Annotated in this window: 10 protein-coding genes; all 10 read right to left on the bottom strand. The window is 58.1% G+C overall.

The features are described 5' to 3' along the window. Positions 1-2,937, bottom strand: a complete 2,937-nt coding sequence (locus tag AC50YL_RS12560; protein ID WP_494832305.1) for a chitobiase/beta-hexosaminidase C-terminal domain-containing protein — start codon at positions 2,935-2,937, stop codon at positions 1-3. A 22-nt stretch (positions 2,938-2,959) separates the two neighbouring features. After that, positions 2,960-4,300: a UDP-glucose dehydrogenase family protein gene (locus AC50YL_RS12565; protein WP_494832307.1), complete on the bottom strand. Its 1,341-nt coding sequence runs from the start codon at positions 4,298-4,300 to the stop codon at positions 2,960-2,962. A 112-nt stretch (positions 4,301-4,412) separates the two neighbouring features. After that, positions 4,413-5,780: a sugar phosphate nucleotidyltransferase gene (locus AC50YL_RS12570; RefSeq protein ID WP_494832309.1), complete on the bottom strand. Its 1,368-nt coding sequence runs from the start codon at positions 5,778-5,780 to the stop codon at positions 4,413-4,415. A gap of 14 nt (positions 5,781-5,794) precedes the next feature. Further along, a complete protein-coding gene (locus tag AC50YL_RS12575) occupies positions 5,795-6,751 on the bottom strand; it encodes a polysaccharide pyruvyl transferase family protein (protein WP_494832311.1) in 957 nt (318 codons plus the stop codon). A gap of 54 nt (positions 6,752-6,805) precedes the next feature. After that, positions 6,806-7,357, bottom strand: a complete 552-nt coding sequence (locus AC50YL_RS12580) for an acyltransferase (RefSeq protein WP_494832313.1) — start codon at positions 7,355-7,357, stop codon at positions 6,806-6,808. Positions 7,358-7,408: 51 nt separating this feature from the next. Then, positions 7,409-8,752, bottom strand: coding sequence for an oligosaccharide flippase family protein (locus tag AC50YL_RS12585; RefSeq protein WP_494832315.1), 1,344 nt, complete (start codon positions 8,750-8,752; stop codon positions 7,409-7,411). Between the two features lie 31 nt (positions 8,753-8,783). Continuing rightward, complete coding sequence (locus AC50YL_RS12590; RefSeq protein ID WP_494832317.1) at positions 8,784-9,671, bottom strand: glycosyltransferase; 888 nt, start codon at positions 9,669-9,671, stop codon at positions 8,784-8,786. Then, a complete protein-coding gene (locus tag AC50YL_RS12595; RefSeq protein ID WP_494832320.1) occupies positions 9,668-10,711 on the bottom strand; it encodes a glycosyltransferase family 4 protein in 1,044 nt (347 codons plus the stop codon). The genes AC50YL_RS12590 and AC50YL_RS12595 overlap by 4 nt, the downstream gene beginning before the upstream one ends. Positions 10,712-10,713: 2 nt before the next feature. Next, positions 10,714-11,934: a glycosyltransferase family 4 protein gene (locus tag AC50YL_RS12600; RefSeq protein WP_494832322.1), complete on the bottom strand. Its 1,221-nt coding sequence runs from the start codon at positions 11,932-11,934 to the stop codon at positions 10,714-10,716. Continuing rightward, positions 11,931-13,241 (bottom strand): O-antigen ligase family protein, encoded by a 1,311-nt coding sequence (locus AC50YL_RS12605; protein WP_494832323.1) that lies wholly within the window; start codon positions 13,239-13,241, stop codon positions 11,931-11,933. Before AC50YL_RS12605 ends, AC50YL_RS12600 begins: the two co-directional genes overlap by 4 nt. Between the last annotated feature and the right edge of the window lie 18 nt (positions 13,242-13,259).

Raw genomic sequence — 13,259 nt, forward strand, 5'->3', positions numbered from 1 at the left:
TCACCCTTTGCTGAAATCGTAGTAGAACTTCGCGCGTTCCCCGAGCATCACTTTATAAATGTCGTAGTTCGTGTCCATGATGCCCTGCAGATAGTCTTTGTACGGACGATCCGCCACGTTGACGAGCCCGGAGTTGTAATGCTCTCCCCATTCGCCCTGCCAGTAACGCCCGAGACCGGCTTGATCCACGTAATTGAACAGATGCGCGCCGACGATATAAGGCAGCGTGGCGACGCCTTCCACGTAGTTCCGGTAGCGCATCCCGCGCTGGAATTGATTTGCCGCCGAGTTCGGAAGCAGCGGATTCAGCCCCTGCTCCCCTGTACCGTAACCGAATTCGCTGAGCAGGATCGGTTTGCCGCCGGATTTCTCGTAGACATCCTGAAAGAGGTCGGTCTCGAGCTTGTAGGAATAATAGTTGATGCTGATGACATCCACGTATTTCCCTTCCGTCTCCGCCAGCGGATCCCGGAATTTCTCGTTATGGAACGCCGTCGTGATCCAACGGTCCCCGAGCAGCAGATGATTGGGATCATACTTGCGATAGATCCGTGAAACGGTCTCGAAGAACGTATCCAGGTAATAAGCGAAAAATTCATCCATGTCGCGCCACGATGCCGAAGTAATGATCGGCAGCTCCGCCTCGTTCATTTCATCGAATGACTTGAACTTCGTCTTCCAGGCGGCGTTGAACGCGTCGATCGTCCGGTATTCGTCTCTCAGCCGCTCGACCAATTTGCCTTTGATGGCTGCCGAGCTCGCCTTCAGCTTCGGCACGTTGGAATAAAATTTATGGAAATCATATTCGTTGTCGATGAAGTAGCCGATCAGCATCTTGTCGTCCTTATGCGGCGTCAGCGCTTTGTTGAACGCGCCGTCGATCTTGGCTTCGGCATCCGGCGCGAAGATATCGAAGATCGAAATGCCGTCCAGCTTGGCAAAGCTCATGCTGTTAAGGGGGAGCATCCGCACATAAGGGAATTTACCCTCTTCGCCGTATTTCTCGGTCGAATAGTTGCCGATGCCGTTAAAACCCCAATCCTGCAGCCGCGTAATCGCTTGCGCGTAGACGCCATGCTCGGTCGGGAACACCCCGGTCTTCCGGAATACGTTGGCCATGTAGAAGGAGAAATTGTCTTTCCCGCCGACGAACGCGCGCTTGTAATCGCCCTCGTACGGAGGAATGAATTCGAACTTCTGCTCCCGTCCCTTGACCATCGTGTACGTCTCGTTGGCCGTGATCCCGTTTACCGCCAGGCTGAAGTAGAGATTCCCTTCCGGCGTCGTCAGGACTTTGCGGCCGCCGAACTCCTGCACCGCGAAATACCCGGTCTTCTGCAAGCCGTTCTTCTCCGCGCTGCCGGCCAGTCCGCCGTAGCCGTCACGATCGGTCGGCGGCGTGAGGCTGCCGTAATAATCGGCGTCCTCCTGGGCGTCCGCGGCCAGCTCCGCGTCGCTCTTCACCTTCCCGGCGAAGTTCGCGTTCTTCATCTGGCCGTATTTGTCGACCAGGATGTCGCTGCTTGCGTTCACCGTGAATTTGCCGATCGGGCTCGGCAGCAGGCCGTCCTTGACCGAATACGTTTCCAGAACGTTGTAGCCCGACAGCTCCAGCGGCGTGCTGTACGGCAGAAAGTCCGCCCCTTTGTTCAACCGGTAATAAATGCGCGCGCCCTGCGTGTCCGTCGATAGGCTCGCTTTGACCTTCGCGTCCTTCTCCGAGGAGACCAGCTTCACCGAAGCCGTATTCCGGTTGATCACGACCTTGGATACTTGCGGCGACCAGGAATTGGCCGATCCGACCAGCATGATTTTCAAGTACCGCGTCTTCGCGGGCAATGAAGAGCCTTCGAACGCGTACGGCTGCCAGTTGCTCTCCGCATAACCGGCCGTGCTCGCTTCCGCGGAAATCTCCGTGTACCGCTTGCCGTCCGTCGAGGCGAAGAAACGGTGGTTTTCGACCGGAACGCCGGTGAAGAAGCTGCTGTACACCGTGAAGGTATGAATATCGTAATCCGTATGGTACACGATATACCCCTGCCCCATCGCGGAACGCGAGATCCGGCTTGCGTCGTTGTCGAAATACCCGGGGTCGTCCTTGGCGATATACAGGTTGGAACGACTGTCGGTAAGCTCGAAATCGTCGAGCGGGTCGACCATGCCGGCAGGCGCCGCATCCATGGCCGTCGGGGCGTATTGATAGGTGGACACCATGCTCGCCGCCGACCTGCCCGAGCTCGAATGATTCACGGCGGTCGTCTTCAATAACAATTTGCCGAGCACCGGAATCGGATTGCTGTAATGCTTGCGGGTCAGCGAAACCCGGGGATCGCTGCCGTCGGTCGTGTAATAGACCGTCTCGCCTTCTTCTCCCCTGATCAGCATCACCATGCGGCCGTAAGGCACCGTGCCCGACGGCACGCTGGCATCGACCATCGAAGGACCGTTCAGCACGACTTTCCCGATCGATGGCGCTTGGTTGATGCCGAGGCCCGGGTACGTGATTTTCAGATACTTCGTGCCGGCCGGCAACCCGCGCGATTCGTACACGACGGTATTCCCGCCGCTCTCATGGATATCCGGCGTAATCGTCTTGTACGTCTTGCCGTCGCCGGAAATCGCGATCATCGGATGATCGTAATTGCGTCCGGCCGCGTAGTAGCCGTAGATCGAGAACGAACGCAGATAGTTCTTGTCCGGCGTCCGGTAGACCAGATTCTCGCCGGGAACGCCGCTCGGCTTCACGCGCGACGGATCCAAGACGTCGCCGGGCATGTTTTGCAGCTTGAGCGTGCCGGAGTGCTGAAAGACCTGGTTCCAATTTTCAAGTGCATCGACTTCGATTTCATAAGAGGGAGGGACGGCATCTCCCAAGACCGGCGCAGGGATCAACGCCAGCACGCCGAACGCAAGCAGGCCCGCTAATTTCTTGTTCACGATGTTTCTCCTTCTGGACCTGCTAGCCGTTCAGGGCTGACATTTCCTCCTTGATCCCTTGGTTAAGACGAGGACGCCCGATGGAGAAATAAATGAATGCCGTATCTGCCAGGTCCTCCTCCTTGAACACGTTCCGGCCGTCGATCAAGATCGGCTTGCGCAGCAGCGATTGCAGCTGGCCGAGATCCACGCGGACGAATTCTTCCCATTCCGTCAGCAGGCAGAGCGCATCCGCGCCGGTCGCCGCTTCGAGCGCGTCGTCGCACCACATCACGCCGTTATCGCCGTGCATGGCTTTGAAATTTTGCATGGCGATCGGATCGTACGCTTTCACGCGTGCGCCGCTCCGCACCAGATATTGAATGATCTCCACGGCCGGCGATTCCCGGACGTCGTCGGTATTCGGCTTGAAGGCCAAGCCCCAGACGGCGATCGTTTTCCCCGACAGCTCCCCGTCGAAGATCGTTTCCAGCTTGCGGATGACGCTCATCCGCTGATCCTGGTTCACTTCGACGACCGCGCGCAGCAGCTTGAATTCGTAATCCACGTTGCCCGCGATCTGGATAAGCGCCCTCGTGTCCTTCGGGAAGCAGGAACCGCCGTAGCCGATGCCGGCCTTCAGGAACGCGTGCCCGATCCGTTTGTCGTAGCCCATGCCTTCCGCGACGCGGGTGACGTCGGCGCCGACCTTCTCGCAGATGTTCGCGATCTCGTTGATGAACGAGATTTTCGTCGCCAGAAAAGCATTGGACGCGTACTTCAGCATCTCCGCGCTGCGGATGTCCGTCACGACGATCTGGTCCGTCAGCGGCTTGTGCAGCCGGGCCATCGTATCGGCCGCCTCTTGCGAATCGGCCCCGATCACGATCCGGTCGGGATGAAGCGTGTCCTGGACGGCCGAACCTTCCCGGAGAAATTCCGGCAGCGAGATGCTGTCGAACCGCTCGCTCGTCCAGCTGCGGATCAGATTGGCGACCCGTTCGTTCGTGCCGACGGGGACGGTGCTTTTCACGGCGATGATCTTGTACCCGTTCATCGCTTGCGCGATTTCGACGGCCGCCTGGTCGATGTAGGAGAGGTTCGCTTCTCCGTTCGGCAGCGACGGCGTTCCGACCGCGATGATGATGATGTCCGCCTGCCCGACCGCTTGACGCAGGTCGGCCGTATAGCTCAATCTGCCGGCAGCCGTATTTTTGGCCGAAAGCTCTTGAAGGCCGGGTTCGTAAATCGGGATGCCCCCGTTACGCAAGGTTTCGACTTTGGACAAGTCCTTGTCGACGCAGACGACGTGATTGCCGAGTTCCGCATAGCAGATTCCCGACACGAGCCCGACATAACCTGTGCCGATGACTGTGATATTCATATGTTCACTCCTAAGCGTTTTTCGAAGAAAAACGCAGCATCGTAAGCATAAGCTAAGCGTTTTGCTTGCAAAACGCAGCATCGTAAGCCTTGACTAAGCGTTTATTCGATCTCTATACCTTGCAAAGTTGAACGATCTCGCTCCAATCGTGCTCGAGCCTGACGATATCTTCTTCGATCAGCTGCGTGCCGGTTTGGACCTCGATGATTTCGATATCCGTATCCGCCCGGAGGCTGTGCTTGTATTCCCGCGGAATCGTGAGCACCTGGCCCTCCGATATCGTGAACCGGTGTTCGTTGAACACCATTTCCCCGGAGCCGGAGATGACCGTCCACACCTCGTCGCGGAGGCTGTGGTACTGGTAGCTCAAGTTTTTGCCGGCGGAGATGAAGATCCGCTTCGTCAGCACTTCCCTGCCGTCCGGGTACTTGATGAAGTCCAGCACGCGGTAGCGGCCCCAGCGTCTCTCCTCGTACATCGGACGCTGATCGGAATGCTTCATGACTTCCTTGATCATCGGGCTCGATGCTTTATCCGAGACGAGAATCCCGTCCGGGCTCGCCGCCACGATGACGTCGGAGAGGCCCATCAGCGTGATCGGGATATCCAATTCGTTGATGACATGCGTATTCGTCGCATCATCCGTGATGATGCCTTTGCCGATCAGGCGCGTCTCGATCTCTTCGGTCAGCGTGTTCCAGGTGCCGAGATCCTTCCAAGGCCCGTCGTAACGGACGGCCGCAACCCGGTTCGCCCGCTCCACCACTTCGTAGTCGAAGCTGATCTTCGGAAGCTTGGCGTACCGCTTCAGCATTTCTTCGTACTGAATCGGCAGCTCGCTTGCGATCAGGATGTTGATGATGAAGTCCAGCTTGAAGGCGAACACGCCGCAGTTCCAGAGCGCGTCCTGCCCAATCATCTCTTCCGCTTCTTCCTTGCGCGGCTTCTCGCGGAAGCTTTGCACGCCGAGGAACGGTTGATCGGCGCCTTCTTGTTTCGGAATGATGTAGCCGTACTTCTCCGACGGATAGGTCGGCTTGACGCCCATGAGCGCCAGATCCGCGTCCGAGTTGTCAAGCACATGCTCCAATTGCTTCAGCGCATGAAAGAACGAGGTTTCCACGTAAGGATCGACCGGCATCACGACGATCGTTTCCCCCAGATTCACGCCTTCGATCGAATAAAGGTACGTCGCCGCGAGCGCGATGGCCGGGAAGGTATCCCTGCGCTCCGGTTCCACGATCATGTTGATTTCGCTGCCCAATTGGCTGTAGATCATTTCGACCTGGGGCTTGCTGGTCGCTACGTAAGCATGCTGCCGCAAATCCGCATCCTCAAGCTGACCCCATACCCGCTGAATCATGGATTCCAACCCGCCGTCGCCGTTTTTGAGGATTTTCAGAAACTGTTTCGAACGGGAGTCGTTCGACAACGGCCACAGCCTTTTTCCCGAGCCACCCGAAAGAAGTACGATTTTCATACGATTCCTCCATTCTATTTTCCCGATGGATCCGCCATTAGTGTCGCTGACGTAATGCCTCCGGTCCATGTGCGGTAGTAACTGGCGTTCTTGCCGTACGAGTTATCGAGCAGGATGTTCGGCTTATCCATCAGACAAGAGAGGATATGGCCGTGAAGCCGCGAGGTTTGCACGGTCTTATAGTTGCTGAACCGGCTGACCGCCTTGTTCACGAGATAATCGGTGTATTTCCCCCAGAACATGCTGAGGGGCAATTTGCCGCTGCCCTTCCGGAGGATCTTGTTGAAGACGCGGATCGATTTGTGCTCGACGCCGTTGAACAGCGTCCCCCAGTCCAAATACTCGCCTTGGCCCGACGCTTCGAGCCGCTCCTGCTCCGCCGTCTTCTCGATATCGGTGCGGAGGAAACAGAGCAGCTCCTTGCCCGGCTGGTTCTTGCTGCGGATCGGCCACAGCTGATGCGCCATGTCCGGGGACAGGTAGACGTTGCAGGTCTTGAACTTGACCTTCGCCATCTCCTGCGACAACGTGTCGCGGACGTACAGATGCAGGTCCGAGTGCCGGTTGAAGACCGCTGCGGTGCGGTCGAATTCGGCATCGCTCTTGTAGAAGATCGTCTGCGGCAGCATCACTACGCGGTGCTTCGGATAATCGGCCACGATCTTCTCGCGCAGCTTCTGGTGCGCCGGATACAAGTCGCCGAAATTCCCGCCGCCGTGCAGCACGATGATATGATCCTTCGGAATGGCCAACCCGTCCGGGAAGTCCAATACGCTGTACCGCGCCTGGACGCGGATGCCGTTATCCTTGAAGAACGCCTCGGTTCCTTTCATGATGAGCAGATCCCCGCCGTTCCCGTGCACCGGGTAATCGAGGTAATAAATGCTGGAACCGGACGGGATCACGGTCAAAATGTGCCGAAGCCGGTGCTTGAGCTCATCCATCGGATGAGCGAACTGTGCGGTTTTCATCAATCCGTCTCCTTTTCCACTAGGCATTGCTTCTCTCTTTCGGGAATCATCCCGTCAAACATGCCATCTGACGTCTTCCCTGACCGGCTTCGCCGGAACGCCGGCGACGAGCGTATAGGGCGCCACGTCCTTCGATACGACCGAGCCGGCCGCCACGACGGCGCCTTCGCCGATCGTGACGCCTTTGAGGATGATCGCCTTGTTGCCGATCCACACATGATCCCCGATGACGGTCGGCTTCGTGTCCGCCGAGCCCTCGATGCGGTGAATGTCGGTGTCCATGATGGCGACGTCCCATGAAATCGCGCAATGGCTGCCGATTTTCACGTGTTTCTTGCAGATGATCTCGGTTCTGCGGTTGATGAAGGTATGGTCGCCGATCTCGATGACCGCTTCGCCGGAATCCAAGTAAAAGCCGGTGTCCTTGAACAGCAGGACATTGTCGCCGATGATGAGCTTGGCGTGTCTCGCCTTCGAGACGGTCACGCCGCCGGCTACCCGCAGCAGCTTGCCGCACTGGTCGACCTTCCGTCTGAACAGCGCGCCGAGCAGGATGCGGTAGCCGTACTTCGCATAGTCCCTGAAGCTTCGTTGTCTTCGGTTCATGCCAGTCTGTCTGGCTTCAAGCGCATTTTTCACATCGATTCATTCCGTTCGTCAGGATTGCACGCTTCTTGCGAATCGCTTGACCAGGAAGCGCAAATCGTTTTTGTCAAAAAGAATGGCCGCGATTTTCACCTTGAAAACCACCTTCATGGCCGCGATCGTGATCACGATTCGGATGACCGCGCCGAGCAGCAGCGCGAACGCGATTCCGTTCAGCCCGTAGAGCGGCGTGAAGACGAAAAACAATCCGACCGTGATGGCAAGCGCAACCGCCTGCCGGATGACCACGAGTCCCGGACGGCCCATGGCGTTGAAGGAGGAGGCGAGAATCCACGATCCTCCGCCGAGGATGCATTCCAGCGAGAGCAGATAGAACGCGTCGCCGGCTTCCAGAAACTGTTCGCCGAACAGGAGACCCAGCAGGAAGCGGCCGATGATCATCCCCGGTATGACCGCGGCGCACATGAGCAGGAACGACAAGCGGAAAGCCCGGCCGACCGTGGCCAGGATTTTGTCCTTGTCCATGCCCGTCACCTTCGGGAAAATCACGTTCGAGATCGCCATCTGCACGACGTTGAACACCCGGGACAGCGTGTACACGACCGTATACAACCCGAAGTCCTTCGGCCGCAACAGCGATAAGATGATCAGCTTGTCGCACTGCGAGTACAGCGTGCCGAGCAATTCGACGCCGAACACCCTGCCGCCGTAGCCGAACAACGTCGTGAACACCATGCGGTCCGCGAACGGCTTGAACCAGCTGAAGGTCAATTCGCGCCGCAGCCGGTAGAGCGACCAGACGATAACCATCAGGCTCGTCGCGAAGAAGGCGAGCGAGGCGTACTTCAGATTCAATTCGCCGATCGCCCACAGCACCAGCAAGCCGACCAGATTGCTCAGCGGCACGTACAGCCGAAGACCGTTGTACAAGCTGAACTTGTCCATGCTCTGCGTCAGCGCGGCCAGCAGGTTGACGGCCAGCAGCATCGGCAGCGTCATCACCGTATACCACCTGGCGATGTCGACCACTTCGTCCGGATAGTTCCCAAGCCAGATCGGAAGAAAGATCCAGGCGACGATGCCGACGACCAGGCTGACGGGGATCTGGAACAGGAAGCCGGCCCTGACGTATTCGGTCGCTTTGCCCGCGTGCGTCCTCATGTTGAAGATGAGGGACGTCGGCAGCCCGAAGCTGACGAGGCCCGCCAGCAAGGTCGGCCAGAACAAAATGGCCGAGAACTCGCCCTTGCCTTCCACGCCGAACAACCGGGCCGTCACGATGGAAGTCAAGGTGCTTAGGATCATAATGAACAGATTGGCGGCGCTCGTATGGAGAATCGTTTGAAAAGCTCCGCGCCCGGTCAACCTTTTTTTCACGGCTTGTAGACTGATCATAGGTTCGACATCCTTAAACCGCATATTCGCTTCATTGATACATCTTCAGCACGCCCCGGAGCTGTCCGTTGCTGTACGAGAGTTTGCTGACATTGCGGAAAATTTTGCGTTTATCGTACGCGAACACGATGGTGAGCACCGCGAACAGCGGCAGCTTCACGAGCGACTTCAGGAGAATGCCCGCCTTCCGCTTCGACGAAACCGCGCTGCTGACGCCCTGCCAATAAATGCGCCGCAGCAGCCATTTCTTGCTGATCCGGCTGCGGGGAATCTTGTGCAGCACCGATGCGTGAGGCGTGTAATAGACCGTGTAGCGGGCGCGGATCCGCTCGATCAGCTCGGCTTCCTCGCTCGACAGCAGATTGCTGCCGACCCGGCCGAGATCCTCGCGGAAGGCTTCCATCGCATCGAAGAGCGATTTGCGGAAGGCCACGTTCGCGCCGAACGGAATGTCGGGCCGCTGCATCTCCACGATGTCGTCCGCGTAATCCAGAATCGTGTAGAGCGTCCGGTTCTCCGCCGGCAGCCACTGCGGGGCGCTTCCTTCCCAAGCGGGAATGATCTTGCCGCCGACGCAGCCGATCCGCGGATCGCCGTCGAACAGGGCGACGATGCCGCTGATCCAATCCTCGGAGGCGACGGCGTCGTCGTCGAGGAACAGCACGTACTCGCCGCTCGATCGGCGAATGGCCGTGTTCCGGGCGACGGAGAGGCCGAGCCGCTCTTCGTACACGTAGTGGATCGGAATGTCCACCATATGCTGGAACTCCAGCACGACCGACTTGGTGTGATCGGTGGAACGGTTATCGACCACGATCACCTCGTAAGGACCGGTAAAGCTTTGCTTCATCAGGCTGAGCAGCGCTTCCTTCACGTCCGCTGCCCGATTATGCGTGCAAATCGCTACTGTTGCTTTCATGCGTTCACCTCGTACCGTTTCGTACCGGTATAAATTTGAATCATTTTACCGGCTATCCGGCCCCAATCCAGTTCCCGGAGCTTCGCCGCGATATGCATCTCCGTTTCCTTCGCGTCCATCTCCATGGACAGGCGGAGCGCCTTGAGCAGCCCTTCCGGATCGTCCGGATCGTACAAGATCCCGCATCCCTCGGATACGTATTCGCCGAGCGCGCCCAATCGCGGCGCGACGACCGGCTTCTTGTGGGACAACGCCAGGATCGCGCTGCCCGACGTCGTGATTTGCTTGTACGGCAGCACGATCACGTTCGCCGCTTCCAAGTAATCGGCCAGCTCGAGGTCGTCCACGAACTGCGGGTACAGATGAATCGTGCCGTCGTTGACGCGGTCGATGAAATCGAGGTCGTACCCCGAATCGACATGCCCCGCGACGAGCAGTTCGCATCCCCCCTGCCCCAGCTGCGCGTAAGCTTCCACGAGCTGATCGACCCCCTTGTAGGGATTGATCCGGCCGATGAACAGGAACAGGAAGCTGTCCGGGGAAATGCCGAACTGCTTGCGGATGTCTTTGCCCTTGCGGGCATAGGCGTTCACGTAGTGGCCGTGCGGCGTCACCACGAGCTTGTCCTTCGATACGCCGAACGTCGCGGCGACCTCCGTCTTCACCGACTCGCTCATTACGAACGCCTCGTGGCAGACGGTCAATATATATTTGCGCATCCGCTTGTCCCAGCCCGACTTGCCGGTATGCGGCCAGACGTTATGAACCGTCCAGAACAGCCGCACGCCGAGGCATCTGTAGGCCAGCAGCAGCAAGGCGAAGAACAGCGATTTCACGACCGTCAGCGGAAAGGCCGACGCCGTATACGAATTGCTCGGCCAGTGCAGGTGCACGATATCGCCCCTGCGGGGCTTGAACATCGCCTTTTGGTCGTAGTGCTCGACCTGCAATCCGTTCTGCTCGATCGAATTGGTCAGCAGTTCGCTGTATTTGTTATGCGGGCTCGTCTTGGGCCACATGTATACGATCGGCTTGCGCATGCTCAGGACCTCCCGTTCGCGGCCGCTAACGTATAGGCATGGCTGCCGGATTCCGTGATCCGTCCGTAGAGGTCCAAATGGTTTTCAAGCAGCGAGCCCTTGGTGAACCAGCCGCAATGCTTCAGGCAGTGCTCTTGGACGATGCGCTTCTCGTCGCCCGACATGCCGTAGAACGCCTCGATCTTCTCCTTGATCGCGTCCGCGCTGCCCGGCTTGAACAGGAAGTCGTCCGGATTCCAGACCGCGTCGGGAATGCCCCCGACCGCCGAAGCGTATACGGGCGTCCCGACTTGATACGACTCGATGATCACCCGTCCGAACGGCTCCTCCCAGATGGACGGCACGAACGTGACGTCGACCTTCGCCATGTTGGCGCGCGCTTCCTTCGGCGTTACCTTGCCGGTGAACAGGAAGCGGTCGTCGCCGCCGCACAACTCGACAAGCTTTTGCCGCATGCCGCCTTCGCCGCAGACGACGACTTGCTCCACCAGCTCGCGAGGGAGCGAGCGGACGGCATCCACCAGCTCGCGCACGCCTTTCTCCGGCTCGATTCTGCCGAAATAGCCGATACGCAGCGGGTTGCGGTCGAACTCCTTCGGCGCGCCGGCGATTTCGCCGTCCACGACGTTCGGGATGACCAACCGGGTCGCATTGGGGAACAGCCCCGCGTTCGTATGGCGCTTCAGGATATGCGAGGATATCCCGACGACCGCCGATACCCGTTTGCTGACGCCGAGCGAGCTGCGTTGGTAGATGCGCGAGAGCATTGGATTCGCGATCGGCGAGCTGACCGGCGAGAGCAGCGAATAATCCCGCAGCGTATGCACGATCGGCACGCGCGCTTTCGCCGCCGTCCAAATCGCCGCGCCGAACCCGGACAGGTTCTGGGTGTGGATCAGATCCGGATCGATCCGGTCAAGAAGCTTGCGCACGGCCCGAATCTGCACGGGATTGTACAGATCGATGAGCCTGCGGCCCGTTTTCTTGAGCGTTCCGGCATCCTTTCCTTCGCCGATCCAATACAGATTGTTGTACGGCAGCCGGTGCACGTTCACCCCGTTGATGATCTCGGAATCGATGCCGGCGGCGCGCTTCTGCGCTCCGACCGTAAGCACGTGGACCTCGGCCGCCGCCGTCAGCGTTTCCGCGAGGATTTGCGTCGATATTTCGGCGCCGCCGATGATATGCGGCGTGTAGAGACTGTTTACGATAACGATTTTCATGCGATCCGTTTCATTCCCTTCATGCGCTGCATCTCCATTCCAACCTCCCGCACGGCCGGCAAATCGTTAAAAAAGCCGCCGCGGATGAACCCGATCAACAACCAAAAGTTCACGAAGGAATAGGAATCGAAATTCATGACGAGCGATATGCACAGCGCAAAAGCGAATTTCGCGTACGGATTCGCGCCTGCGCTTCGCAAGACCGAGGCCATGAATCCGATGAGCAGAATAGCGCCGACCAATCCTTCTTCGGCGAATACCTTTGACAGCAAATTCCGCGATGTCGCCATTTCCGGTCGGTTGAATACGAGATCGGATACTTCGGTGAATACGAGTCCATCGCTGAAATGCTTGAGCAGGAGATCTGCGAAATCCCTGTAGTAAAAGCCGCCTCCCACGCCGAATACCGGGTGCTGGGCGAACTCGAGAAAACCGATGGCCGGGAAAAAGACGCGGATGAAGAACGAATTGTCCGCCTTGACCATATGGCTGAAATTAAATTGAAAGCGATCCGTGAAATAACCGCTGACATGCAGCGCCTCGAGCAAGAACGGCACGACGATCGCGACGACGGCGACGCACGCCCCGAGCAGGAGCATCATTTTCCCGCGGTTCTTCTTCGTGATGAGCACGTAGATGAGCAGCGCGGCCAGCAATACGCTGTACGCGTAAGCCGAGAACGACAGCACCATGAGCACCGCGGTACCGATCGCGAGCTGCAATTGCCAACGGTAGCCCCGTTTGTGCAGGAACACCATCAGCAGTCCGCCGCTCAGCATGTGAATGGCAGCCCAGGACGGCTCGCCCGACAGCATCTGAATCCTTCCTTTGTACACCTTCTCCGAGAACAACCCGGTGAAAGTCCCGGAAAATCCGCTGTGGACGAACAGCGCGTCCAGCAATTGGAGAAAGCCGACCGCGATCGACGGAATGAACGCGACCAGCACGCTCTTTGCGATCAGTCCGACCAAGGCGGGATCCTCTTTCGTCTCCTGCGCAATATAAACCGACGTTCGGTACATCGACAGCCCGAACAGCACCGTGATGACATGCTTGAAGCTGCTGCCCACGTCATCGTAGCCGATGGAGACGACCAAGGAATGCCCGATGCTGTACGTCGCGAAGGCCAGCAAAAAATAATCGCCCGTTTTGAACCGATACCCTGTGAACAAGAGCAGAAACGAGGACGCGAACATCGAAAACATCGAAAGCGGACGATAAACCGAGAAGTGGAAATACGGCAAGCTATCGTACGAGAGGACAGCGATCGAGAAAAGAAACAGCCCGATGATGAGGTTGCGAACCATGGATGCTTTGGCTGGGCT

It is taken from the genome of Paenibacillus sp. J22P277, from assembly GCF_059383675.1.

Coding starts and splice junctions, on each gene's coding strand:
- AC50YL_RS12565 (WP_494832307.1), bottom strand. CDS start 4,300: ATGAATATCACAGTCATCGGCACAGGTTATGTCGGGCTCGTGTCGGGA.
- AC50YL_RS12570 (WP_494832309.1), bottom strand. CDS start 5,780: ATGAAAATCGTACTTCTTTCGGGTGGCTCGGGAAAAAGGCTGTGGCCG.
- AC50YL_RS12575 (WP_494832311.1), bottom strand. CDS start 6,751: ATGAAAACCGCACAGTTCGCTCATCCGATGGATGAGCTCAAGCACCGG.
- AC50YL_RS12580 (WP_494832313.1), bottom strand. CDS start 7,357: ATGAACCGAAGACAACGAAGCTTCAGGGACTATGCGAAGTACGGCTAC.
- AC50YL_RS12585 (WP_494832315.1), bottom strand. CDS start 8,752: ATGATCAGTCTACAAGCCGTGAAAAAAAGGTTGACCGGGCGCGGAGCT.
- AC50YL_RS12590 (WP_494832317.1), bottom strand. CDS start 9,671: ATGAAAGCAACAGTAGCGATTTGCACGCATAATCGGGCAGCGGACGTG.
- AC50YL_RS12595 (WP_494832320.1), bottom strand. CDS start 10,711: ATGCGCAAGCCGATCGTATACATGTGGCCCAAGACGAGCCCGCATAAC.
- AC50YL_RS12600 (WP_494832322.1), bottom strand. CDS start 11,934: ATGAAAATCGTTATCGTAAACAGTCTCTACACGCCGCATATCATCGGC.
- AC50YL_RS12605 (WP_494832323.1), bottom strand. CDS start 13,241: ATGGTTCGCAACCTCATCATCGGGCTGTTTCTTTTCTCGATCGCTGTC.